The organism is Stenotrophomonas sp. CFBP 13724 (assembly GCF_014841975.1).
Lineage (GTDB): Bacteria > Pseudomonadota > Gammaproteobacteria > Xanthomonadales > Xanthomonadaceae > Stenotrophomonas > Stenotrophomonas lacuserhaii.
The window spans coordinates 56,195-80,651 of sequence record NZ_JACYUW010000003.1 but is presented as its reverse complement, the minus strand read 5'-3'; the positions used below and the strand labels follow the sequence as shown (position 1 = coordinate 80,651).

Genomic DNA, 24,457 nt, shown 5'->3' with positions numbered 1-24,457 from the left:
CGGTAACGCCTCACCGTGGTGGCGCCGAGCCATGCTTGGCGAGCGAAGCGGGGTAGTGACGGCCGCTGGCCGTCAACGTGCGACACGAAAAAGGGACGGATGCGACATAATCGCTCCGTCCCTTTCTCATGCCGGTACCCCCATGACCGCCCAGCCCGAAACCGTGCCGCCCATCGAAGTGCGCATGGCGGAGATCGTCTTCCCCAACCACACCAACCACATGGGCACCCTGTTCGGTGGCCAGGCGCTGGCATGGATGGACAAGGCCGCGTTCCTGGCCGCCGCGCGTTACTCGCGCCGCACCGTGGTCACCGCGCGCAGTGACCAGGTCGATTTCAAGCTGCCGATCCGCATTGGCCAGATGGTCGAAACCATCGGCCGTATCGTGGAAGTTGGCCGCAGTTCGATGAAAGTGCAGGTGGAATTGATCGCCGAGGACCTGCACAACGGCGAGCGCAAGCTGTGCACCCGCGGGCACTTCGTGATGATTGCGCTGGACGACGAAGGCCATCCCACCGCCGTCCCGCCGCTGCCCGAGGCCACGCCGGACGCCTGAGCCGGTGCTTGCACGTTGGCCGGGCTGCCCCCATCTGAGCGGGTATGAGCCAGCCGCTGACCGACTTCATCGCGCGCGCCCGCCGCCTGTTCGTGCTGACCGGCGCCGGTTGCAGCACCGCCTCCGGCATTCCGGACTACCGCGATGCCGATGGCCAATGGAAGCGCACCCCGCCGGTGACCTACCAGGCCTTCATGGCCGAACCGGCGACCCGCCAGCGCTACTGGGCACGCAGCCTGGTCGGCTGGCCGCGCTTCGGCCACGCCGTGCCCAATGGCACCCATCACGCGCTGGCCGCGCTGGAAGCCAGCGGCAAGCTGGAAGTGCTGCTCACCCAGAACGTGGACGTGCTGCACCAGCGTGCCGGCAGTGCCAACGTGATCGACCTGCATGGCCGGCTGGACCGCGTGCGCTGCATGGGCTGCGAACAGCGCAGCAGCCGCGAGGACCTGCAGCAGCGCCTGATGGCGGCCAATCCCGGCTGGGACGCGCTGGAAGCGGGCATTGCACCGGATGGCGATGCCGACCTGGAGACCGATTTCTCCGCCTTCAACGTGCCGGACTGCCTGCACTGCGGCGGCCTGCTGAAGCCGGACGTGGTGTTCTTCGGTGAGAACGTACCGCGCGAACGCGTCGCGGCCGTGCATGACCACCTGCAGCGCGCCGATGCGGTGCTGGTGGTGGGCTCCTCACTGATGGTGTATTCGGGATTCCGCTTCGTGCAGGCCGCGGCCAAGGCCGGGCTGCCGGTGGCAGCACTGAACCGGGGCCGCACCCGTGCCGATGAACTGCTCGCCTTCAAGGACGAGCGCGACTGCGCCGAAGCCCTGGCGCCGTGGTTGGCAGCATCGTGACACCCGCCGTGGTGGGTGACGACCGTTGGTCGTCACGCTCTTCATCCCCACCAAAAAACCCTGTTCCAACACAGCGCTTGATCTCCAACCCCATCGGCGCTGCAATAGCCCCCTGTCTTTTTCCCCCTGCGAATCCCCCACGTGAGCCAGCTGCTGTCGCCCGTCACCTTCGGGCCCCTGACCCTGCCCAACCGCATCGTGATCGCGCCGATGTGCCAGTACTCCGCCGAAAACGGCCAGGCCACGGATTGGCACACCATCCACCTGGGCAACCTGTCCCAGTCCGGCGCCGGACTGCTGATCCTGGAAGCCACCGCCGTCGAGCCGCGCGGCCGCATCAGCCATGCCGACCTGGGCCTGTGGGATGACGCCACCGAAGCCGCGCTGGACAAGGTGCTGCAGACGGTGCGCCGCTGGTCGACGATGCCGATCGGCATCCAGCTCGGCCATGCCGGTCGCAAGGCCTCGGTGTCGCGCCCGTGGGAAGGCGGCAAGCAGATTCCTGCCGATGACGACAACGGCTGGACGCCGGTCGCGCCGTCGCCGCGCCCGTTCCACGCCGGCAACCCGGCCCCGCACGAACTGACCGAAGCCGAGATCGCCGGCATCGTCGAAGCCTTCGCCGAAAGCGCACGTCGTGCTGAGCGCCTGGGTATCCAGTTGATCGAACTGCATGCCGCGCATGGTTACCTGCTGCACCAGTTCCTGTCGCCGCTGAGCAACCAGCGTACCGATGGCTACGGTGGCCCGCTGCCGAACCGCATGCGCCTGCTGATCGAGGTGTACGACGCGGTGCGTGCGGCGGTATCGCCGTCGATCGCCGTGGGCGTGCGTATTTCGGCCAGTGACTGGGTCGCCGGCGGCTGGGACATCACCCAGACCGAGACCGTGGCGATGATCCTGGAATCGCGCGGCTGCAACTTCCTGCATGTGTCCAGCGGTGGCCTGGACGAACGCCAGAAGATCGAGATCGGTCCGGGCTACCAGGTGCCGTTCGCTGCGGCGATCAAGGCCAAGGGCCGCATGCCGGTGATCGCCGTGGGCCTGATCACCGAGCCCGACCAAGCCGAGTCGATCCTGCGCCACAACCACGCCGATGCCATCGCCCTGGCACGCGGCATCCTGTACGACCCGCGCTGGCCGTGGCACGCCGCCGCCGCACTGGGCGACAGCGTGGTGCCGGCCCCGCAGTACCTGCGCTGCGAACCGCGCGAAGCCCGCGGCGTCTTCGAAACGCGCTGACCCAGTAGTGACGGCCGCTGGCCGTCATGCTCGTGCCCTGGCTCCTGGTAGGCGACGACCGTTGGTCGTCACGCTCACGCTTCCGGTAGTGACGGCCGCTGGCCGTCATGCCCTTGCCCTGGCTCCTGCCGGAAAAACACAGATTCCCTCATGGACGCGATCAGCCCCGGCTGCGCACGATAGTCCCGCTGGTGCCAGTCGCCCCAGCCGGGATAGCAGTCCCGACTCCCGATGATGTTTTCCACTCTGTTCGCTCCGAAAAGGGAGTCAGAGAATGCACTGTTCTGCCGCTTGTACGGCGGGCGGTGCGTGGGGATCTTTGATCCACCCGTTGTCCATGGGGAACCATCTGGCCGGCACTGCTACCCTCACCGTCCGCCACCTTGCGCTCCCGCGCAGGTGGCCTTCCACGCTGCGAGGTCACCGGTGCTCGACAACGCCCAGGCCGATTCCACGCCATCCACCCCCGCCCGCCAGATGCCGCAGATAACACCGCGCACAAGACCACCTTCGAACTGCTCGAACTCGCTTCGCGCTTCCGCCATCCGGCTGCCGTTGCCGCGCTGCTGTAATCCTGCATCATTGAAAGCGACGGCGACGCGCAGATCATCGACCGCACGCTGGCGGCCATCGCGCACGCACAAGGCGTTCGCGGATTCCCACAGCGAAGTGGCGTGTCCTGTCGCCAGCTGCGACGCGAGCTGACCGGCCGACGCCCGACCCAGTTCGCCACCGTGTTGCAGGTGACGCGCACCTTCGGCCTCAGCCTGCACCTGACCGCGACCAGTAGGGACGACCATCAATCGTTTAGGCGCTTTGAGCAGGATTGCCCCATATCGTGACTCAGAGCTGAATTCGAACGCGCCAGATCCTTCATGTTTACTCCGCACACCAACGTGCAGACCTATCGAAAGGGTATGGGCATGATTCGTAGAAATGTACTCATCACTTTGATAACCGTTGCCGCCACATCATTCGCGCTGATGGCAAATGCATCTAATCCGGCGGAGATCACGGGCACCATTGAGCAACGGTTCGCGCCCATTCATAGCGAAGTACAATTGCAGGATTATCTCGTAGATATGCCCGCCACGTCACCGTTGCTTGACCTTTCAGACGAAGCTAGGGCTCGGTTTGTATCGTCATTGAAGTTCAACCACGCAGGTCTGGTCAGCTACAGCTATGCAGACGTGCAAGCGGAGCTGACAGCCACCCAGGCATACCGCCTGTTAGCACTGTTCGGCGCACAGCGTACGCTCAGGCTGCTTCCCGACCTTGAAATCAGGACGGCGGATGATGAACGAGTGATGCATTCCTTAACTCCATCGTTGTTCCTTGACCATCCCGGATACGAGTGCACTGGTAGTTCAACCTGCTCAATCAGTAGCCACAAAATTTGCATGGGCGGATGCTGAAATGAATCCGCTGATGTCAGCTGGTCTTTGGGGTGCTTTTCTTATCGCAGGCATTGGCGAGTCAATGCTGCCCCTGGACCAGCGCATCGCGGGTATTGAGCAGGAACGGTTAGGCCTTGAGCCCAAGGAGCGACTGAGCGCGATGCTCAGAGCCTATGACAGTGAGGTCGCTCCTGAGGCTTTTAGCGATGAATGCGCACGTATAGATACATCGGTTCTGAAAGAAATCTATATGGCGAGCGTTCACATCGCTAGATACACCGCCAATGAAGAGTGGTTGGCTCGAGTGCGATGCCTGCATTCCGCACTGAAGGCCAAAGACATGGGCACAAAGAAGGGTGACGGTGCGCTGAGGGATATCCTTATTGCCACGCGTCACTTCGAGGAGGCTGATGCATTGGCTAGCCACCTCATGCCCTTCAAGCGAACGCTGCCGCGGATACTGGGTAAGAAAATGTCTCAGCAAGGGGTCCTTGTACCGGTTTCGAACGGCAACCTTCAGTGGACTCAATGGGAAAGCCGCCAAGGATGGCAGCTGGTAGCAATGGTGCATCCTCTTTGCGGGTTCTCCCGCCGTGCTTCGGCAGCGATAGCAAACCAGAAACGCTGGGATGATCTGCGCAGTCGGCTAAGAATGGTTGTGCAGCGTGAAGCAGGCTGGTACGGCGACGCAGCGGTGCGTGAATGGAATTTACTGCACCCGGAACTTCCCATTGTGTTTCAGGCGGGCGCGCAAGGATGGGGGCCATTCGATGCCTATGAGACCCCGGTCTTTCATATCCTCCACGATGGAAAATTGGTTCGATCAATCTCGGGTTGGAAAGATGATGGGAGGCTCCTTCATGAAGCTTGGGGCGAGCTCGTTCATGGGGACTGACGCATACGAGCCATCTTTCTCATAGCTCCTTCGAACAGGAACATCGTCGTCCGTCCGCCCGTTGACCCTCATCCCGCCGGCACCTGCCATGCCACCGGCAATCCCGCTTGCAGGTGCTCGAACAGCACGCGGATGCGCGGGGTGAAGTCGCGCCGGTCGCTCAGGCAGAAGTACATTTCCATGGGTTCCGGTCGCCACGCTGGGTCGTCGGCCAGCACGGTCTGCAGGCGGCCATCACGCAGATAGGGCTCGGCGACGAAGGCGGACAGCCGGGTGATGCCGCCGCCGGCCGCGGCCAGTTCGGCCAGGGCATCGATGTCGTCGCAGATCATTCCGGGCTGCATCGTCGCCTCGACACGGCCCTGTTCGCCGAGCAGCCCCCAGCGCAGCGGACGGCCGTCGGCAGGGAAGCGGAACAGCAGCGCGCGGTGACTCGCCAGCTGCTCCGGTGAGGTCGGGGTGCCCGCCCGTTCCAGATAGGACGGTGCGGCGCAGAACACGAACGGGATGCGCGCCAGCGGGCGTGCCACCAGCCCATCCTGCAGTTGTGCGCCGATGCGGATGCTAACGTCCACCGACTCTTCGGCGTGGCGCACGGCGCGGTCGGAAAGCCGCAGTTCCAGCTGCAACTGCGGATACCGGCGCTGCAGCGCGGGCAGCATCGGCGCCAGCACGTGGCGCCCGAACGCGCGGCTGCAGCCGATGCGCAGCGGGCCTGCCGGTTCGATGTCGCCGCTGCTGATCGCGGCCTGTGCGCCGGCCAGCTCCGCTTCGATGTGCTGCACCTTGGCCAGGTACAGCGCGCCGGCTTCGCTGAGCGACAGCGAACGGGTGCTGCGGTTGAACAGGCGCACGCCCAGGTGCGCCTCCAGCCGGCTGATGTTCTGGCCGACGGCCGTGGCGCTGATGCCGAGTGCGCGCGCGGCGCCGGCGATACTGCCGGCTTCGGCGGTGCGGGTGAAGGTGCGGATGAGCTGGAGCAGGTTCATGACCGCACAGCCTGCCATGGCCGGGGGCAAAGTTCTGCTTCGGACTGCCCCAAGCGCGCAGGGGCTGCAGCCGCGCGGCGCGTCGGGCATGCTGGAAGGCTGTTCCTGCACGCCCACCACCACCCATGACCGATTCCACTGTACTGCCGGCCCGCCGCGGGCTGAAGTTCGGCCATCGCGCTACGCCCTATGTCTTCGCCTTTTTCATGGCCGGCATCATGGCGATGCTGATGTGCCTGGTGATCACTGCCGCGCATGCGGGGGTGGACGAGGCCTACCTGGGCCGCGTGCTGGAGGCCTATCTGCTGGCGATGCCGGTGGCGTTCTGCTGCGTGCTGGTGGTGCGCCCGCTGGTGCTGCGGCTGGTGGCACTGACGGTGCATCCGCCTGAGCGCAATCGGTAGCGCCGAGCCACGCTCGGCGAGCGCAGCGGAAGGCGGAAGCGTGACGACCAACGGTCGTCACCCACCAACGGCAGAGGCATGACGGCCAGCGGCCGTCACTACCGGGGGAAATCGGTAGCGCCGAGCCATGCTCGGCGAGCGCAGCGGAAGGCAGGAGCGTGACGACCAACGGTCGTCACCCACCAACGGCGGAGGCACGACGGCCAGCGGCCGTCACTACCGGGCGATGCAGTTGCATCTGAGAGCATTTATTCCGCAGCGCAGCAGGCTGCCCTAGACTTGGCCGGATGCGACCCGACTCCATCCTCACTCTGTCCTGCCCGGACCGCACCGGTATCGTCTACCGCGTGTCCGGCCTGTTGTACGACCACGGCTGCAACATCCTCGACGCCCAGCAGTTCGGCGACGAGGAGAGCGGGCGCTTCTTCCTGCGCGTGCATTTCGACCGTGATGCCGGCCTGCCGCTGGATACGGTCCAGGCGTCGATGCAGGCGCTGGCAAGCGACTACGGCATGGACTGGCAACTGCACGACGGCCGCCGCCGGGCACGCCTGCTGGTGCTGGTCAGCAAGCAGGGCCACTGCCTCAACGACCTGCTGTTCCGCGCCCACAGTGGCCAATTGAAAGTGGACATCGCCGCGGTGGCCTCCAACCACGCCGACTTCGCACCGCTGGCGGCGTCGTATGGCATTCCGTTCCATCACCTGCCGGTGAGCGCGGAAACGCGCGAGGTGCAGGAACGCCAGATCATCGATCTGGTCGAGCGCGAGAAGATCGACCTGGTGGTGCTGGCGCGCTACATGCAGATCCTCTCGCCGACGCTGTGCCGCGCGCTGGCGGGCCGTGCGATCAACATCCACCACAGCTTCCTGCCCAGCTTCAAAGGGGCGCAGCCGTATCACCAGGCGCACGCACGCGGGGTCAAGATCATCGGTGCCACTGCGCATTATGTGACCGAAGACCTGGACGAAGGCCCGATCATCGAACAGGACGTGGCCCGCGTGGATCATGCGATGACCCCGCGCGAGCTGGTGCGTCTGGGCAGCGACACCGAATCGCAGGTGTTGGCGCGTGCGGTGCGCCGGCATGTGGAGCATCGCATCCTGCTCAACGGGCATCGTACGGTGGTGTTCCGGTAGCGCCGGCGCGATCAGAGCAGGGCGATGTGTGGCGGGCATTACGATGCCGGATGGAATCCGCCGAGCATGGCTCGGCGCTACCGGGCGCTACCGGGTGCGATCAAAGCAGCGCGATGCCTGCCGTTGCCAATGCCTGGCGCGTGGCGTCGTCGTTGTCGGCGCTGACCGGTCGGGTCAGGTCCCAGTGGAAGCCCACGGCGAAGCCGGCGCTGGCCGCGTCCTGTGCGGTCCACAACACGCAGTAGTCGCGCGCCAGTCCGCACACATGTACTTCGCTGATGCCGCGTTCGCGCAACCAGCCGGCCAGACCAGTTGCCGGGCGCGACCCTTCCGGGCCGTGGTTCTCGCGGAACGCGCTGTACGAATCCACCCGCGGACGGGTGCCTTTGCGCAGCACCAGGTCAGCGGCATTCCAGTCCACGCCGGGATGCAGCGCGGCGCCGGGTGATCCCTGCACGCAGTGGTCGGGCCACAGGGTCTGCGGATGGCCGTGCAGCTGGATCTGCGCGAACGGCTGCTGGCCGGCGTAGTGGCTGGCGAACGATGCATGGTCGACCGGGTGCCAATCCTGGGTGGCGACCACGGTGCGGTAGCGGCGCTCGGCCAGCAGCGCGGCGATCGGTGCGACCAGCGCATCGCCATCGGCACAGGCCAACGCGCCGCCGGGCATGAAGTCCGGTTGCAGGTCCACCACGATCAGGGCCACGTGGGCGGGCGGGGGCATCATGGGAAAATCCGTGCAGGGGAGCACGCAGCGTACCGGCACGAAAGCCCGCAGGGTAGGGCCGAAGGGGTAGAGCCGAAAGGGCGGAACCGAAGAGGTAGAGCCGACTTCAGTCGGCTGCCAGCCACCACCGTGCGGAATGCCCAGCCGACTGAAGTCGGCTCTACCCCACCTTCTTTGTCAGGCCACGCTGGCCTCGGCGTGCTCGGCGCGCAGTTCGGCCGCGGCCGCTACAAGTGCTTCCAGTGCCGCACGGGTTTCCGGCCAGCCGCGGGTCTTCAGGCCGCAATCCGGGTTCACCCACAGCTGTTCCGGCTTCAGCACCGCCAACGCCTTGCGCAGCAGGTCCACCATCTCCGCCTTGTCCGGCACGCGCGGGGAGTGGATGTCATACACGCCCGGCCCGATCTCGTTGGGATAGTTGAAGCGCACGAAGGCATCCAGCAGCTCCATCCGCGAACGCGAGGTCTCGATCGAAATGACATCGGCATCCATCGCCGCCACCGAGTGGATGATGTCGTTGAACTCCGAATAGCACATGTGCGTGTGGATCTGCGTGGCATCGCGCACCCCGCTGGTGCTGATCCGGAACGATTCCACCGCCCAGTCCAGGTAGCTGCGCCATTGCGCGCGGCGCAGCGGCAGCCCTTCGCGAATCGCCGGCTCGTCGACCTGGATCACGCCGATGCCCGCCGCCTCCAGATCATTCACTTCATCGCGCAGTGCCAGCGCGATCTGCCGGCAGGTGGCGTCGCGTTCCTGGTCGTCGCGCACGAACGACCACTGCAGCACCGTCACCGGACCGGTCAGCATGCCCTTCATCGGCTTGCGGGTGAGCGACTGGGCATACTGCGACCAGCGCACGGTCATCGGCTGCGGACGGCTGACATCGCCGAAGATCACCGGCGGTTTCACGCAGCGCGAGCCGTAGCTCTGCACCCAGCCGTTGCCGGTGAAAGCGAAGCCTTCCAGCTGCTCGCCGAAGTATTCCACCATGTCGTTGCGCTCGAACTCACCGTGCACCAGCACGTCCAGTCCCAGCGCTTCCTGCACGCGCACGCAGTGCGCGGTCTGCTGCTCCAGGAAGGCCTCGTAGTCGGCCAGCGACAGCTTGCCGGACTTGTGCCGGGCGCGTGCTTCGCGCACGTCCAGGGTCTGCGGGAACGAGCCGATCGTGGTGGTGGGCAGCAGCGGCAACTGCAGCGCGGCGTGCTGCGCCAGGCGGCGCTGCGGGTAGCTGCCATGGCGCCGGGCATCGGCGGCGGACAGGCTGGCCAGGCGCGCGGCGACGGCCGGGTTGTGCACGCGCGGCGAGCGGCGGCGGGCCTCCAGCGCCTCGCGGTTGGCGCCCAGCCCGGCGTCCGCGGACGGCTTGCCGTCCAACGCATCGGCCAGCACGCGCAGTTCTTCCAGCTTCTGCCGTGAGAACGCCAGCCAGCTACGCAGTTCCCCGTCCAGTTTCTTTTCCAGCGTAAGGTCCACCGGCGAATGCAGCAGCGAACACGACGGGGCCAGCCACAGCAGGTCCGCACCGCGATCGGTCTGCGCGTAGCGCGCCAGGATCAGCGCATTGTCCAACTGGGTGCGCCAGATGTTGCGGCCGTTGACCAGCCCGGCCGACAGCACGCGGCCGGCGGGCAGCGCCTGCAGCACGGCGTCCAGCTGTTCCGGCGCGCGCACCAGGTCCACGTGCAGGCCGTCCACCGGCAGGCTGGCGGCAAGACCGAGGTTGTCATCCAGCGCGCCGAAGTAAGTGGCCAGCAGGAGCTTCGGTCGTGCAGCCGCCTTCGCGCCCAGCACGGCATAGGCGCGTTCAAATGCGGCGCGGGCGGCCGCGTCCAGATCCTGTACCAGCAGTGGCTCGTCCAGCTGCACCCAGTCCGCGCCGGCCACTTCCAGCTGGGCCAGCAGGTCCACGTAGCACGGCAGCAGCGCATCCAGCAGGTCCAGCGCGGCCGAACCATCGGTGGTCTTGGACAGCAGCAGGAAGCTCACCGGCCCCAGCAGCACCGGGCGGGTGTGGATGCCCAACGCCTTGGCTTCGCGGAATTCGGCCAGCGGTTTGTCACCGCGCAGCGCGAACGCCTGCCCGGCCTGCAGTTCCGGCACCAGGTAGTGGTAGTTGGTGTCGAACCACTTGGTCATCTCCAGCGCATGCAGGTCGATGCCATCGCGCTGCAGGCCGCGGGCCATCGCGAAGTAGGCGGCCAGCGGCTCGCCAGCGGCCAACTGTCGGTAACGTGCAGGAAGCGCATCGAACAGGAAGGCGGTATCCAGCACCTGGTCGTACAGGCTGAAATCATTGCTCGGCGGCACGTCCACGCCGGCCTCGATCTGCAGCCTCCAGTGCCGTGCACGCAGCGCGGCGGCGCTGGCCTGCAGGGTGGCGATGTCATCCTCGCCACTCCAGTGGCGTTCAAGGGCCCGCTTCAGTTCGCGCTTGGCGCCGATGCGGGGAAAACCCAGGTTGGTAACGGTGGTCATTGCAGCGTGTCCTCATTGCATGTCGGCATTGAGGAACGAAGGAACTGCAGGGCGCCGCGCGCCGTTTCCGGCCCACGTCCCTCCTGCCAGCGACCTTCGCCCCCGCGGGCGAACCGGATGCCGTGGACAGGCGCACGTGCCGACGCGTCCCGCTGGTGACGGGACGGCATGGGCCGGGCAACCTCCCCGCGGAGATTCCAGGTCGAATCGAAGGACGCTCAGGTCCTCCGGCCGGGGCCGGTATTCGGGCTGTTGGACACGGGCGTTGCCGCCCACCTAGTGTCCGCCGCTTCCCAGGCCGTGGCCCAGTGCTGTTGGCGGAGGTCGTTTCCATTCACCGCTGCGGGGCAGCTCCGGAATGCGTGCACGGGGCACGGTCACCGGATTCCCGTTTAAATCCATCCTTTCATTCGCATGAAGCGATGGGTACCTTCGGCGAGCACAAGGTAGGCCCAAGCGCGGCATCGGTCAAGGGGCTGGCGGCGCACTGCATCCAATGCGCCGCCCGCTGCGTACCTGTCCATGAGCCCCCTGCGGACCCTGCCATGCGCTCCCTTTTGCTGCCCTGCCTGCTGTTGCTTGCCGCCGCTGCTTCACCTGCCGGTGCCGCGGTGCTGCGCGTGGAAGGCGAGGCGCTGGCGCCGACGGGGGGCCGCGCGCTGTACCGCGAAACCCATTATCTGCAGGACGTGGGCGCGCAGCAGGCGCGGCTGGTGCTGTACCGCTGCAATGACGGGGGCCCGTTCGCGCGCAAATGGATGCCGGCCGCCGCCAATGCGCAGGCGCCGGATTTCGAGTTCATCGATGGCCGCGATGGACGCCGCGAGGCCGTACAGGCCCAGGGCACGCGGCGCCGGGTCAGCATCCGCGCCGCCAGCGGTGCAGCCGACGCAGCCAAGATCCTGGAGATGCCTGGCGGCGGAGTGATCGACGCGGGATTCGATGCGGCCGTGCGTGCGCACTGGTCCGCGCTGCTGCAGGGCGATACGGTGGCCTTGCCGTTCCTGCTCACCAGCCGCCAGCGTTGGGTGCCGGTGAAGCTGCGCCGGGTCGGAGCGGTGGCCTGGCAGGGCCAGCCGGCTGAACAGCTGCAGATGCAGCTGGATGCCTGGTTCGGCTTCGCGGTGCCGGCGGTCAATCTGGTCTACGCGCGTGCCGATCGGCGGCTGCTGCAGTTCGAAGGCACCGGCAACGTGCGCGATGCCGATGGCGGCTGGCCGCAGGTGCGCGTCCGCTTCCCCGGCGCGCCGCAGCCCGTCAGCGAAGGTGAGCTTGCCGCCGCACGCACCCAAGCCCTGGTGGCGTCATGCACGCGATGATGGACTTGCGGTATGCGCGCCGAGCAAGGAGGATGCAGGTCTGCCCCTGTACCACGCGGAGCCTGCAATGCCCCAGCCGGACGCCCCCGACGGTGCCGACGCGCGCCGATTCGACGCCCTGCTCGAACAGGTGGCGACGCAGGATCGCGATGCCTTTGAAGCGCTGTACCAGCAAGCCGGGGGACGACTTTTCGCGATCTGCCTGCGCCTGCTGCGTGACCGTGGCGAAGCCGAAGACGTGCTGCAGGAGGTCTTCGTGACCGTCTGGCACAAAGCCTCGCGCTTCGATCCCGGCAAGGCTTCGGCGATGACCTGGCTGTCGATGCTGGCGCGCAACCGGTCCATCGACCGCCTGCGCGCTGCACCGCCGCGGGCGCTCGACGATGTGTCCATCGCAGAGGAACTGCCCGATGGTGACCTGCAGCCGGCCCAGCTGGCCGAACGCAATGATGAAGACGCGCGGCTGCAGGATTGCATGCAGGCGCTGGAGCCGCGCCGGCGCAGCCTGATCCGCGCCGCCTTCCTTGACGGCGCCAGCCACGATGAACTGGCGCGCCGCCTTGCCACTCCGCTGGGTACGGTGAAAAGCTGGATCCGCCGTGGCCTGGCCCAGCTTCGGGTGTGCCTGGAACCATGAACATCCGCGACCTCCACCACGAAGACGGGCAGCCGCCGAGCGCCGACCAGCAGGCCGCTGAGTACGTGCTGGGCGTGCTCGACGCCGCCCAACGCCGCGAGGCCGAGCAGCGCATCAGTTCCGACGCGGGTTTCGCGCGGCTGGTCGATCAATGGGAACAACGACTGGCGCCGCTGCTGGAAGAAGTGGGCAGCGCCCCGGTGCCGGCCCATGTGTGGCTGCGCGTGCGTCGCGAACTGGGCTGGGCGACCTTCGACGCCGCCCCGAACGCGCGTCCGTGGCAGCGTACCGGCTTCTGGCAGGGTGCCACCGCACTGGCTGCCGCGCTGGCGCTGGTCGCGGTGTTCACCCGTCCGGCACCGGATGCCCCCGTACCCACCCCGGTGGCCGTTACCCCGGCACCGACCCCGGCGGTCGAGCCGGAGCAGGCGACGCGCCCGGTTACTCCGCTGCTGCATGACGATGGCCGTGCCGGCTGGCTGGCCTCGGTCGATGCCACGCTGGGCAAGGTGCTGATGGTGCCGGTGCCGTCCGCGCCGGATGTCCAGGGCCGCGCGCCCGAGTTGTGGGTGATCCCGGCCGGCGGCGCGCCGGTGTCGCTGGGCCTGGTCTCCAACGACCGCGCCCACACCGTGGACGTACCGGCCGCGCTGCGTTCGGTGCTGGTCAACGGTTCGGTACTGGCGATCACCCTGGAACCGTCGGCGGGCGCGCCGCATCCGGCGCCCAGTGGTCCGGTGGTCGCCAAGGGAGACATCGCCAACCTGTAACGGTCCGCAGAATTTATTTTCCGGAAGCTGCATCCACGGGGCGGCTGGCTCCGTATCTCCTGTCAGTAGATCCAGGAGGGATGCGCGATGTCGGCCACACCCGCAGTACCGCCGCCCCGCCCGCGGCGCTGGTCCACCCTGTTGCGCTGGTTCGACACCGCCGCCAGGGAACCCAGCGCTGCCGACGCCGCCGAAGCCGATGGCAAGCGCATCGACTGGCTGCGCGCGCTGCCGTTCGTGGGCCTGCACCTGGCCTGCGTGGCGGTGATATGGGTGGGTGTGTCGTGGGTGGCGGTGGCCGTGGCCGCGCTGCTGTACGCGGTGCGGATGTTCGCCATCACCGGCTTCTACCACCGGTACTTCTCCCATCGGACCTTCCAGACTTCGCGTCCGGTGCAGTTCCTGTTCGCGGCCATCGGCGCGTCCAGCGTGCAGCGCGGGCCGTTGTGGTGGGCTGCGCACCACCGCAGCCACCATCGCCATGCGGACCAGCCGCTGGACCCGCATTCGCCGCGGGAACACGGGTTCTGGTGGAGCCACATGGGCTGGTTCCTGACCCGCGAAGGGTTCCGCACCGACTGGGCGCGGATCCCCGACCTGGCCCGCTTCCCGGAACTGCGCTGGCTGGACCGTTTCGACACGCTGGTGCCGGTCGCGCTGGCCGCGGCGTTGTATGGACTGGGCGCGTTGTTGCAGCACGTGGCACCGTCGCTGGATACCAGCGGCCCGCAGATGCTGGTCTGGGGCTTCTTCGTCTCCACCGTGGTGCTGTTCCATGCCACGGTCACCATCAACTCCCTGGCCCACCGTTTCGGCCGGCAGCGCTATGACACCGGCGATGACAGCCGCAACAACCTGTGGCTGGCCCTGCTCACCTTCGGCGAAGGCTGGCACAACAACCATCACTTCTTCCCGGGTACCGCGCGCCAGGGCTTCCGCTGGTGGGAAGTGGACATCACCTGGTACGGCCTGCGGCTGATGCAGTCGCTGCGGCTGGTGCACGGGCTCAAGCCAGTGCCTGCCTGGGTGCTGGCCAAGGCAAAGGACTGACATGCGCATCGCCGTCATTGGTTCGGGCATTGCCGGACTGGCCAGCGCATGGTGGCTGGACCCGCAGCACGAGGTCACCCTGTTCGAGGCCAACGATTACCTCGGTGGCCACACCCACACCCACGCGCTGCAGGTGGATGGCCGCGCAGTATCGGTGGACACCGGCTTCATCGTGTTCAACCCGCAGCACTATCCGCTGCTGAGCGGGCTGTTCGACGAGCTCGGTGTCGCCTCGCAGCCGACCACGATGAGTTTCTCCGCCCGCAGCGAACGCAGCGGGGTGGAGTACAACGCCACCTCGTTGAATGGGCTGTTCTGCCAGCGCCGCAACCTGCTGTCGCCGCGGTTCTGGGGGATGCTGGCGGACCTGCGGCGCTTCTACCGCGAGGCGCCGGCCCTGTTGCGGGGCGACGAGGCCGGGCCGACGCTGGGCCAGTACCTCAACGACCATCATTACGGCGAGGCCTTCATCGAAGAGCACCTGCTGCCGATGGCATCGGCCCTTTGGTCCTCGCCGGCCACCCGCGTGCGCGACTTCCCGGCGCGCTACCTGGTGCAGTTCATGGCCAACCACCAGATGCTCCAGCTGACGGGCCGCCCGCAATGGCGGGTGGTGCAGGGCGGATCGGCGCGTTACGTGGACGCGCTGCGTCAACGCTGGCACGTGCGCGAGCGGCTGGAGTGCCCGGTGCTGGCGGTGGAACGGCTGGCCGATGGCGTGCTGGTGCACACCGCAGCGGGCGCGGAAGGCTTCGACCACGTGGTGATGGCCTGCCACAGTGACCAGGCACTGTGGCTGCTGCAGGATCCGGACATGCTGGAACGCAGCGTGCTCGGTGCCATCCGCTACCAGCCCAACGAGGTCGTGCTGCATACCGATGCCAGTCTGTTGCCACGCAACCGCGCGGCGTGGGCGGCCTGGAACGCGCACGTGCCGCGCGATCCGGCCCAGGCCTGTACGGTGACCTATTGCATGAACCTGCTGCAGGGCCTGGACACGCCCACCCCGCTGCTGGTGACGCTCAACCGCAGTGAGGCGATCGACCCGTCCAAGGTGTTGCGTCGCCTGCGTTACGCGCACCCGGTGCACGACCACGCCATGGTCCGTGCGCAGCGGCGCTGGCATGAGGTGCAGGGACGCCGACATACCTGGTTCGCCGGTGCGTATTGGGGCTGGGGCTTCCACGAAGATGGCATCCGCAGTGCGCGGCGCGTGGTGGATGCGCTGCACGACGTGAGCATGCAAAGGCATTGGCCGCGTCACGAGGAAACCACCGCGTGAGCGCCAGTGCGATCTATCGTGGCGAGGTCGTGCACCGCAGGCACCTGCCGCACGCGCACGCCTTCCGCTATCCGATCGCGCAGCTGTTGTTGGACCTGGACGACGTGGACCGCGTGTTCGACCGGCGTTGGCTGTGGTCGGTGGGTCGCCGCAACCTGGTCGAGTTCCGCCGCAGCGATTACCTGGGTGATCCCGACCAACCGCTGGCCGAAGCCGTGCGCGACCGCGCGCAGGGCGCGCTTGGCCACCGTCCGCTGGGTCCGGTGCGCCTGCTCGCCCACCTGCGCCACGCTGGCCATGTGTTCAATCCGGTCAGCTTCTACTACTGCCATGCGGTTGACGAAACACTGGAGTGCATCGTCGCCGAGATCACCAACACGCCATGGAAGGAACGCCATGCCTACGTGTTGCCGGTTGCCGATGCGCAAGCGCGTGGCCGCGCGCTGCGATGGCGCTTCGACAAACAGTTCCATGTTTCGCCGTTCATGCAGATGGACTGCGGTTACGACTGGCGCTTCACCGTGCCCGGCGACGACCTGCGCGTGCACATGCAGGTATGGCGCGACGGCCAGCGCCAGTTCGATGCGACCCAGTCGATGCAGCGCCGCGCGCTGGACGGCCGCGGGCTGGCCATGGTGCTCGCCCGCCACCCGCTGATGACCCTGCAGGTGGTCGGCGCGATCCATTGGCAGGCGATGCGCCTGTGGCTGAAACGCAATCCGGTCCACGACCATCCTTCGCTTGCTGGAAAAAACCAATGAACGACATGAGCCACTGCATGGCCCTGCCACGGCCCGGGCGCCTGGATGCTTTCCTGCGCCGCCAGCTGCTGGCCAAGCTGGGCGCGCTGCGTGACGGCCGCCTGCGGGTCCGCGACGCACTGGGCGAGGTGGTGCTCGGCGCGCAGGGCAGCGGCCCGCTGGTGACGGTGACCATCGATGACCCGGCGTTCTTTCGCGCGGTGGCGACCCAAGGCAGCGTCGGCGCCGGCGAAAGCTACATCCGTGGCCACTGGCGCTGCGACGACCTGGTGGCGCTGGTGCAGCTGCTGGTGCGCAACCGCGAGCTGCTCGACGGCGTGGAACGCGGTCCGGCGCGGATCGGTGGCTGGGCGCTGAAAGCCTGGGCACAGCTGCGCCGCAACACCCGTGAAGGCAGCCGACGCAACATCGCCGCGCACTACGACCTGGGCAATCCGTTCTTCTCGCTGTTCCTTTCCAAGGACCTGATGTATTCCTCGGCGCTGTTCGAAGACGGCGATACGCTGGATGCGGCATCGCAGCGCAAGCTCGCGCGCATCTGCGAACAGCTGCAGCTCAAGCCCACCGACCACGTACTGGAAATCGGTACCGGTTGGGGCGGGTTCGCGCTGTACGCGGCACGCCACATCGGCTGCCGTGTCACCACCACCACCATATCGGTGGAGCAGCACGCGCTGGCCAGCCAGCGCATCGAGGCAGCGGGGCTGCACGATCGGGTGACCCTGCTGCTGAAGGACTATCGCGACCTGGATGGCCAGTACGACAAGCTGGTGTCCATCGAGATGATCGAAGCGATCGGCGCGCAGTACCTGCAGATCTATTTCGCCACGCTGACCCGCCTGCTGAAGCCGGAAGGATTGGCGCTGCTGCAGGCGATCACCATCGAAGACGAGCGCTACCAGCAGGCGCGGCGCAGCGTGGACTACATCAAGCGCTTCGTGTTTCCCGGCAGTTTCATCCCCTCGCTGAACGCCATGCTGGCGACCAAGACCCGCAGCAGTGACCTGCAGCTGATCGGCCAGATGGATTTCGGACAGTCCTACGCACTGACACTGCGCGCCTGGCGCGAGCGCTTCCTCGCCCAGCTGCCAGCGGTGCGCGCGCAAGGCTTCGATGAAGACTTCATCCGCCTGTGGGAGTTCTATCTCGCGTACTGCGAAGGCGGCTTCCTGGAGCGCTCGATCGGCGTGTCGCAGCTGTTGCTGGCGCGACCGGGCTACCGTCCCCCGCCGCTGGCCGGAGCCTACTGACATGCATTTCTGGGGCAACCTGATCGGCAACCAGCTGGTGTGGTTCTGCGCGGTGGCCGGTGCCGGACGCGGGCTGTACTGGCCGGGGCTGCTGGCGGCGGCGGCCTATGTGCTGAGCCAGCTGCTGCTGTCCCCGCACCCGGTGGTGGACCTGAAGCTGATCGCCTTGGCGATCGGTTGCGGGCTGGCGGTGGACGGCGTGGCCGGTGCTTCCGGACGGGTGGTGTATGCCGCAGGCAATGCCGAACGCGGGCTGGCGCCGGTCTGGATCCTTGCGTTGTGGGCATCGTTCGCGATGACCCTGACCGTCTCTTTCGCTGCCCTGCAGCGCCGGTGGCGGCTGGCCGTGCTGGTCGGCCTGCTGCTGGCCCCCCTGGCCTATGTCTCGGCCGCGCGGGGATTTTCTTCGGTAAGTTTCGCCAAGCCGGCCTGGCAGGGCATCGCCTTGCTGGGCATCGGCTGGGCGCTCGCGCTGCCGCTGCTGGCCACCTGCGCGCGGCGCTGGCAGCCGGCACACCACGCTGACCCCATGGAAACAGGAGAGACACGATGAAGCTGTTGTGGTGGGTGTGGCTGTATGCCGCCGTGGTGATGACGTGGGGCTGGTGGTGGCAACGCCGGCACCGGAACATCGGCGTGGTGGACGTGTTGTGGGCCAAGAGCGTGGCCGCCGCCGCGCTGCTTCTGGCGCTGCTGGGGGAGGGCGCGCTGCTGCCGCGGCTGGCGCTGGGCGTGCTGGGCGGGCTGTGGGGAGCCCGCCTGGCACTGCACCTGTGGCAGCGCGTGCGCAGCGAAGAAGAGGACGGCCGCTACCGCTACCTGCGCGCTCACTGGCAGGGCCACCAGGGCAAGATCTTCGGCTTCTTCCAGGCCCAGGCGCTGTTGGTGGTGCTGTTCGCCCTGCCGTTCATCGCGGTGGCGCAGAACCCGCGCGGCGATGGTATCGGCTGGGTGCTGGCAGCAGTGGCGATGTGGCTGCTGAGCGTAGGTGGGGAGAGCCTGGCCGACCGCCAGCTGGCACGTTTCCGGGCCGATCCGGCGAACAAGGGCCGCACCTGCCGCGAAGGCCTGTGGCGCTATTCCCGGCATCCCAACTACTTCTTCGAATGGCTGCACTGGTTCACCTATGTGCTGCTGGCCGTGGGTTCCCCGCTGTGGTGGCTGGCCTGCGCCGGGCCGGTGGTGATGTACGTGTTCCTGCGCTGGCTGAGCGGTGTGCCGTTCACTGAAAAACGGGCGCTGCGCAGCCGCGGCGAGGACTACCGTGAATACCAGCGCACCACCTCGATGATCTTCCCCTGGTTCCCCAGGAAATCCGCTACATCCAAGGAGCTGCGCTGATGAGCACCCAATTCCAGAGCCTGCCGTTGCCGGACCATGCCGCGGGGCTGACCGGCCTGGCCGAACGCGGGCTGCTGCCGGACGCGCTGCTGCGTTACGGTATCCGCCGCCAGTGCGCGCAACGCCTGCGTGAGGAGTTCGAAGGCGGCACCGAAGCCCAGGCGCTGCGCTTTTCCCAGCGCATCGCCGAGCTGGCGGGCAGCCCGTTGGCCCTGCACGTGGATGCGGCCAACCGCCAGCACTACGAGGTACCGGCAGCGTTCTTCGAAGCGTGCCTGGGCAAGCGGCTGAAATACAGCAGCTGCTACTACCGCACCGGCACGGAGACGCTCGACCAGGCCGAAGAGGCGATGCTGGAACTGTATGCGGAGCGTGCCGGGCTGGCCGATGGACAGGACATCCTGGAACTCGGCTGTGGCTGGGGATCGCTGACGTTGTGGATGGCCGAACGCTATCCACACGCACGCATCACCGCGGTGTCGAATTCGCACGGGCAACGTGCGCACATCGAGGCGCAGTGCCAGGCACGCGGGCTGCGCAACGTGCAGGTGCTGACCCGCGACGTCAACCAGCTGGACCTGCCCGCTAACTCCTTTGACCGCGCGGTGTCCATCGAGATGTTCGAACACATGCGCAACTACGACCGCCTGCTGGGCCGGATCGCCGGCTGGCTGCGCAGTGATGGGGCGTTGTTCGTGCATATCTTCGTGCATCGCACCGCGATGTATCCCTTTGAAACCGAGGGCGAGGACAACTGGATGGGGCGGCACTTCTTCACCGGTGGCCTGATGCCGGCAGCGGATACGCTGCTGCACTTCCAGCACGACCTGCAGCTGCAGCAGCGCTGGTTGCTGGATGGCACGCACTACCAGCGCACGGCCAACCACTGGCTGCAGAACCAGGACAGCCAGCGCGATGCGGTGATGCCGGTGCTGCGGCAGACCTACGGAGACGCTGCCGCCCCGCTGTGGTTCCAGCGCTGGCGGATGTTCTGGATGGCCTGCGCCGAACTGTTCGGTTACGAGAATGGCCAGCAATGGCTGGTGGCCCACTACCTGTTCCGTCCCCGTTGAAGGAGAACACCATGCGTATTTCCCGCCTGCTTCCCGTGATCGCGATGGCGTTGTCGGCCAGTGCCTGTTCGTCCAGTCCGGAACGTCCATTGCCCCGCGCGAGCGCGGTGGACGTGCCGCGCTTCATGGGGGATTGGTATGTCATCGCGCAGATTCCCACCTTCATTGAACGCAAGGCGTTTGATTCGGTAGAACGCTATGCACTGCGACCTGACGGGCGCATCCAGACCACCTTCACCTACCGCAAGGGCAGCTTCGATGCACCGCTGAAGACGATGCATCCGGTGGGTCGTGTGGAGGAGGAAGGCAACGGCGCGGTGTGGGGCATGCAGTTCATCTGGCCGATCCAGGCCGAGTACGTGATTTCCTGGCTGGATGCGGACTACCAGCAGACCATCGTGGCGCGCAGCAAGCGTGACTACGTGTGGTACATGGCGCGCACGCCACAGGTCAGCGCGGCCGACTACCAGCAGGCCATCGAGCGCATCGCCGCGATGGGTTACGACACGAGCAAGATCCGCAAGGTGCCGCAGTCGGAGCGCTGACCCGCCGCGGCCTTCGCCGTCGTTGCCTGGTAGCGCCGAGCCATGCTCGGCGAGCGCAGCGGCAAGGGCAACAGCGTGACGACCAACGGTCGTCACCCGCCGAGGGCACGAGCATGACGGCCAGCGGCCGTCACTACCGGGGCGCCGCCTTGCCTGCGAAATGCGTCAGGCATCTCATGCGGTGAGAGGCGCTCTTGCCATAATCAGGGTCGAATCCAGCAGAGGGTCGGCCCATGGCAGCCAAGTACTGCGATCTGGTCATGAAGGGCGGCATCACCAGCGGCATCGTGTATCCCAATGCGGTGCTGGCGCTGGCCAGGGAATACCGTTTCAAGAGCATCGGCGGCACCTCGGCCGGGGCGATCGCGGCGGCGGTGGCTGCGGCTGCCGCGCTAGGTGATCGCCGTCGCCAGGCGGGCGAGGCGGTGGGGCCGCAGGCCGGGTTCGAGGGACTGGCCGCTGTGTCGGCCCAGCTGTCCACGCGTGGGTTCATCCATGGGTTGTTCCAGCCTGCCCGCGGCGCGCGCGCGGCGTACCGGTTGCTGGTGGTGCTTGCCAGCCATGCGGGTTGGCCCCGCAAACTGCTGTGCCTGCTGGCGGCGGTGTTCACCATCGCACCGTTGGAAGTACTGCTTTCGCTGTTGCTGCTGCTGGGCATCGGCTATGGCGCCGGCGGCGTAGCGGGCATGCTGGCTGCGCTCCTGCCTTCGCTGCTGTGCGCCTATGGCGCGGGCGTGGCCGGCGCGCTGCTGCGGGTGGCGCGGGTGGCCCGTGGCAACCTGCTCGGGCTGTGCAATGGCCGCAGCGAGGACCCACGGCGCCCCGCGCTGACCGACTGGCTGCACGATGCGCTGCAGCGGTTGTCGGGCAAACCAGACGACCAGCCGCTGACCTTCGCCGACCTGCACGCCGCGCCGCGCTATGCGGACGAACCGCAGGACGACCGGGCCATCACCCTGCAGATGATCAGTACCTGCGTGTCGCACAACGAGCCGCGCACCCTGCCGTTCTCCGAAGCGCGCTTCTGGTTCCTGCGCGAAGAGTTCGACCGCCTGTTTCCGCGCAGCGTGGTGGACTGGCTGGTGGCTGATGCCGGCGCACCGGAGCAGGTCGACGGAAGGCTGTACTACCGGCTGCCGCCGGAAGGCCATTTGCCGGTGCTGGTCGCCACGCGGATGAGCCTCAGCTTTCCGCTGCTGATCAGTGCGGTGCCGCTGCATGAGCCGGCGCGCCACTCTGCACCCGCGCAGGGCAACCGTGCCGAGCCCGGACGTGGCGGGAAAAACGTGGCCGACAGCATGGAGGGCCTGGCCAGCGGGGGGCAGCAGGGAACGATCGCAGCAGGCTCATCGATCGCCGGCTACCGCCGATGCTGGTTCTCCGACGGTGGTATCAGCAGCAATTTCCCGATCCATCTGTTCGACGCCGCGCTGCCGCGCTGGCCGACCTTCGCCATCAATCTGGTTTACCCCGGCGATGCGCGGGAAGCGTCCGAAGCGGGCGATGCGCAGCAGGCCCTGGAACGCGCGGTGGTACTGCCAACCGGCAATCGCGAACGCTGGCAGCGCGGTTACCGCGATATCGCCTCACCAATGGCCGCCACCGAGCTGACCCGTTTCCTGTTTGCCATCGTCGCCACCATGCAGAACTGGCGCGATCTGCTGCAGGCCCGCGCGCCCGGCTACCGCGACCGCATCGTGCACGTCGCCCTGGAAGGCAACGAAGGCGGCATGAACCTGGACATGCCGCAGGAGGTGCTCGGTCGCATCGCGCAGAAGGGCACGCTGGCCGGCGAGCGTTTCTGCCGCTTCTCCTTCGAGAACCACTATTGGATACGTTGGCGCAATGCCGCTTCGGCCTACCAGCGCTACACGCTGGAAGTGTCGCGCACCGATGACGCGGGCCAGCAGGTGGTGGCCTACCGCGCCGCCTATGCCAGCGTCGCGGCAGGGCAACCGGCACCGCCATCGTATCCGCTGGGATCGCAGGAAAAGCGTCGCGCATCGCAGGCGCTGTACGCGCTGATGGTGGAGCAGGGTGCAAGCTGGGACGACTGCGGTCCGGACCTCACCGACGGCGCCCCGCGCCCGCTGCCGCAGATGAAAGTCACCCCGATCTACTAGGTAGTGACGACCGCTGGCCGTCATTCCGTCCTGCCGTTGGACGGCCAGCGGCCGTCCCTACCGTTCCCTCTGGAGCAGGGCCCCCTTGTTGTTCAAGGGGGCAGCGCCGTAGGGCCGGGGGATAAGGAGGAATGCGCGGGCAATCGCCGGGCGCGCTAGCGCCCAGGCAATTGCGCGAACGCGCGCTGCATGCAGTCTTCGCGCGGGCACACCCGGCAGCCGGGGCCGATCGACACCGAATTGCCCGGGCTCTGGATATCCAGCCCACGCGTGTACACCAGCCGCTCGGCGTGCTGCAGGTCGCAGCCCAACGCCACCGCGAAGGTCTTGCGCGGCTGGCCGTGGCCGACCGGCCCGCTGCTGACCTGCCGCGCCAGCCAGAAATGGCGTCGCCCATCGGGCATGCGCGCGGTCTGGGTGAGGATGCGCCCAGGCTGGTTGAACGCCTCGTACACGATCCACAGCGGACACGAGCCGCCGACCTGCGAGAAGTGGAAATCGGTGGCCGAATGCCGTTTGGACACATTGCCCGCCCGGTCCACGCGGATGAAGAAGAACGGCAGGCCTGGTGCACTGCGCCGCGCCAGCGTGCTCAAGCGGTGGCAGACCGCCTCGAAGCCCACGCCGAACTGGTGTGCCAGCAGTTCGATGTCATAGCCACTGGACTCGGCCGCACGCAGGAACGGGCCGTACGGCATCACCAGCGCGCCGGCGAAGTAGTTGGACAGGCCGATACGTGCCTGCGCGATGCGCTCGTCATCGCGGAAACCAGCCCGCTCGATCACCGCATCCACCTGTTCGGCATGGCCGCGCAGCGCCAGTTCGGCGGCCATCTGGAACGCCTGCTGGCCCGCTTCCAGGTAGTCCGGCAGCCACAGCGTGCGCGCCTGGGTGTCCATCACGCGCTTCTCCCGCCCGGCCTGCAGCGGGGCCACCTCGACCATCACCCCGTGGCGGTCGGCCAGCAGCTGGCGCAGCCGCGGCGCCATGTGGCCCACGGTCAGGCCCCACTCGGCGAACAGGCGCTCGGCCAACGCGTCCAGTTCCGGGATGTGGTTGTGCATGCGGTTGAAGAAATCGCGCACCTGGTCACCGGCCGGCAGGCTCATCCCGGCGCCGGGCTCACCCAGCTGGAACTCCAGCGCGGCGGCGTGTTCGCGCAGCGCCAGATGTCGCCGGTGCAGGTCCAGCAGGGCCTGGCTGACCTGCGGCAGGTTGCCGGCCAGTGCCCGCAGTTCATTGGCGCTGACATCGGCCAGGCCGAGATCACGCAGGGTCTGCCCCAGTGCTTCCTGCAGCGCGGCGGGGCCGCCGGCGTCGAACAGATCGCCCAGCTCACCCAGCACCGCGCGCAGTCGCCGCTGGACCGCTGGGGTCAGCGGCCGTTTGTTGCGCTCGATCTGGTTCAGGTAGCTGGCCGACACACCCAGCTGCTGTGCCAGCTGCGCCTGGGTATAACCACGCTGCTCGCGCAGCTTGGCCAAGCGCAATCCGAGCTGGCGTTGCGATGCATCAGGATTCACAGGATTAACAACTTTCGTCGTTCCGGTTGGCCAGATTAAGCGTAGACAGGCCGGAAATCGAGTCGTCGCCTGTGAATAATGCCAAGCATCCCTGAGACC

Annotated in this window: 24 protein-coding genes and 1 riboswitch; of the genes, 19 read left to right on the top strand and 5 right to left on the bottom strand. The window is 67.1% G+C overall.

All coding sequences use genetic code 11. The annotated features are described in order from the left end of the window. Positions 1–142: 142 nt before the first annotated feature. The 3 genes from IFT63_RS13965 (at position 143) to IFT63_RS13955 (ending at position 2,652) form a co-directional block, all read left to right on the top strand. On the top strand, positions 143–556 hold the full coding sequence (locus IFT63_RS13965) for an acyl-CoA thioesterase (RefSeq protein ID WP_192084716.1): 414 nt from the start codon (positions 143–145) through the stop codon (positions 554–556). 44 nt (positions 557–600) lie between these two features. Then, positions 601–1,410 carry an NAD-dependent protein deacetylase gene (locus tag IFT63_RS13960; RefSeq protein ID WP_192084714.1) on the top strand — a complete coding sequence of 270 codons (810 nt, stop codon included), beginning with the start codon at positions 601–603 and terminating at the stop codon, positions 1,408–1,410. A gap of 141 nt (positions 1,411–1,551) precedes the next feature. Next, a complete protein-coding gene (locus tag IFT63_RS13955) occupies positions 1,552–2,652 on the top strand; it encodes an NADH:flavin oxidoreductase/NADH oxidase (protein ID WP_080335134.1) in 1,101 nt (366 codons plus the stop codon). Positions 2,653–3,020: 368 nt separating this feature from the next. Here IFT63_RS13955 and IFT63_RS13950 read toward each other — a convergent pair whose 3' ends face one another. Further along, a complete protein-coding gene (locus tag IFT63_RS13950) occupies positions 3,021–3,425 on the bottom strand; it encodes a hypothetical protein (protein ID WP_042613719.1) in 405 nt (134 codons plus the stop codon). A 102-nt stretch (positions 3,426–3,527) separates the two neighbouring features. On the opposite strand from IFT63_RS13950, the gene IFT63_RS13945 reads away from it, so the two are divergent. Together IFT63_RS13945 and IFT63_RS13940 are read left to right on the top strand one after the other, a co-directional pair. Next, positions 3,528–4,067: a hypothetical protein gene (locus IFT63_RS13945; RefSeq protein WP_152620631.1), complete on the top strand. Its 540-nt coding sequence runs from the start codon at positions 3,528–3,530 to the stop codon at positions 4,065–4,067. A gap of 1 nt (position 4,068) precedes the next feature. Further along, entirely contained in the window at positions 4,069–4,944 is an 876-nt protein-coding gene (locus tag IFT63_RS13940) for a hypothetical protein (protein ID WP_192084712.1), read from the top strand. Positions 4,945–5,012: 68 nt separating this feature from the next. Here IFT63_RS13940 and IFT63_RS13935 read toward each other — a convergent pair whose 3' ends face one another. Then, on the bottom strand, positions 5,013–5,933 hold the full coding sequence (locus IFT63_RS13935; protein ID WP_192084710.1) for a LysR family transcriptional regulator: 921 nt from the start codon (positions 5,931–5,933) through the stop codon (positions 5,013–5,015). A 125-nt stretch (positions 5,934–6,058) separates the two neighbouring features. Here IFT63_RS13935 and IFT63_RS13930 point away from each other — a divergent pair, with 125 nt between their 5' ends. Beyond that, positions 6,059–6,337, top strand: coding sequence for a DUF2798 domain-containing protein (locus tag IFT63_RS13930; RefSeq protein ID WP_042613722.1), 279 nt, complete (start codon positions 6,059–6,061; stop codon positions 6,335–6,337). A 287-nt stretch (positions 6,338–6,624) separates the two neighbouring features. Continuing rightward, complete coding sequence (gene purU / locus IFT63_RS13925; RefSeq protein ID WP_042613723.1) at positions 6,625–7,476, top strand: formyltetrahydrofolate deformylase; 852 nt, start codon at positions 6,625–6,627, stop codon at positions 7,474–7,476. 100 nt (positions 7,477–7,576) lie between these two features. Here purU and pncA read toward each other — a convergent pair whose 3' ends face one another. Next, entirely contained in the window at positions 7,577–8,203 is a 627-nt protein-coding gene (gene pncA, locus IFT63_RS13920) for a bifunctional nicotinamidase/pyrazinamidase (RefSeq protein ID WP_192084708.1), read from the bottom strand. Between the two features lie 177 nt (positions 8,204–8,380). Then, on the bottom strand, positions 8,381–10,684 hold the full coding sequence (gene metE, locus IFT63_RS13915; protein WP_192084705.1) for a 5-methyltetrahydropteroyltriglutamate--homocysteine S-methyltransferase: 2,304 nt from the start codon (positions 10,682–10,684) through the stop codon (positions 8,381–8,383). 217 nt (positions 10,685–10,901) lie between these two features. After that, positions 10,902–11,133, bottom strand: a riboswitch (cobalamin riboswitch). A 96-nt stretch (positions 11,134–11,229) separates the two neighbouring features. On the opposite strand from metE, the gene IFT63_RS13910 reads away from it, so the two are divergent. From IFT63_RS13910 to IFT63_RS13855, 12 genes are all read left to right on the top strand, one after another. Further along, a complete protein-coding gene (locus IFT63_RS13910; protein ID WP_192084703.1) occupies positions 11,230–12,003 on the top strand; it encodes a hypothetical protein in 774 nt (257 codons plus the stop codon). A 67-nt stretch (positions 12,004–12,070) separates the two neighbouring features. Continuing rightward, positions 12,071–12,640 carry a sigma-70 family RNA polymerase sigma factor gene (locus IFT63_RS13905; protein ID WP_052811945.1) on the top strand — a complete coding sequence of 190 codons (570 nt, stop codon included), beginning with the start codon at positions 12,071–12,073 and terminating at the stop codon, positions 12,638–12,640. Continuing rightward, positions 12,637–13,410 (top strand): anti-sigma factor, encoded by a 774-nt coding sequence (locus IFT63_RS13900; RefSeq protein ID WP_192084701.1) that lies wholly within the window; start codon positions 12,637–12,639, stop codon positions 13,408–13,410. The genes IFT63_RS13905 and IFT63_RS13900 overlap by 4 nt, the downstream gene beginning before the upstream one ends. A gap of 87 nt (positions 13,411–13,497) precedes the next feature. After that, positions 13,498–14,460: an acyl-CoA desaturase gene (locus IFT63_RS13895; RefSeq protein ID WP_192084699.1), complete on the top strand. Its 963-nt coding sequence runs from the start codon at positions 13,498–13,500 to the stop codon at positions 14,458–14,460. A 1-nt stretch (position 14,461) separates the two neighbouring features. Next, positions 14,462–15,742 (top strand): FAD-dependent oxidoreductase, encoded by a 1,281-nt coding sequence (locus IFT63_RS13890; protein ID WP_192084698.1) that lies wholly within the window; start codon positions 14,462–14,464, stop codon positions 15,740–15,742. Beyond that, positions 15,739–16,503 (top strand): DUF1365 family protein, encoded by a 765-nt coding sequence (locus IFT63_RS13885; protein ID WP_192084696.1) that lies wholly within the window; start codon positions 15,739–15,741, stop codon positions 16,501–16,503. Before IFT63_RS13890 ends, IFT63_RS13885 begins: the two co-directional genes overlap by 4 nt. Next, a complete protein-coding gene (locus IFT63_RS13880; RefSeq protein ID WP_192084694.1) occupies positions 16,500–17,753 on the top strand; it encodes a cyclopropane-fatty-acyl-phospholipid synthase family protein in 1,254 nt (417 codons plus the stop codon). Before IFT63_RS13885 ends, IFT63_RS13880 begins: the two co-directional genes overlap by 4 nt. Position 17,754: 1 nt before the next feature. Continuing rightward, the gene (locus tag IFT63_RS13875) at positions 17,755–18,306 is read left to right on the top strand and encodes a DUF2878 domain-containing protein (RefSeq protein WP_192084692.1); all 552 of its coding nucleotides are present in this window, start codon (positions 17,755–17,757) and stop codon (positions 18,304–18,306) included. Then, positions 18,303–19,094 (top strand): DUF1295 domain-containing protein, encoded by a 792-nt coding sequence (locus IFT63_RS13870; RefSeq protein ID WP_192084690.1) that lies wholly within the window; start codon positions 18,303–18,305, stop codon positions 19,092–19,094. Before IFT63_RS13875 ends, IFT63_RS13870 begins: the two co-directional genes overlap by 4 nt. After that, positions 19,094–20,167, top strand: a complete 1,074-nt coding sequence (locus tag IFT63_RS13865) for a cyclopropane-fatty-acyl-phospholipid synthase family protein (RefSeq protein WP_192084688.1) — start codon at positions 19,094–19,096, stop codon at positions 20,165–20,167. The genes IFT63_RS13870 and IFT63_RS13865 overlap by 1 nt, the downstream gene beginning before the upstream one ends. 11 nt (positions 20,168–20,178) lie before the next feature. Beyond that, a complete protein-coding gene (locus IFT63_RS13860) occupies positions 20,179–20,712 on the top strand; it encodes a lipocalin family protein (protein WP_192084686.1) in 534 nt (177 codons plus the stop codon). A gap of 233 nt (positions 20,713–20,945) precedes the next feature. After that, positions 20,946–22,835 (top strand): patatin-like phospholipase family protein, encoded by a 1,890-nt coding sequence (locus tag IFT63_RS13855; RefSeq protein WP_192084684.1) that lies wholly within the window; start codon positions 20,946–20,948, stop codon positions 22,833–22,835. A gap of 155 nt (positions 22,836–22,990) precedes the next feature. Here IFT63_RS13855 and IFT63_RS13850 read toward each other — a convergent pair whose 3' ends face one another. Then, positions 22,991–24,358: a short-chain fatty acyl-CoA regulator family protein gene (locus IFT63_RS13850; protein ID WP_192084682.1), complete on the bottom strand. Its 1,368-nt coding sequence runs from the start codon at positions 24,356–24,358 to the stop codon at positions 22,991–22,993. Between the last annotated feature and the right edge of the window lie 99 nt (positions 24,359–24,457).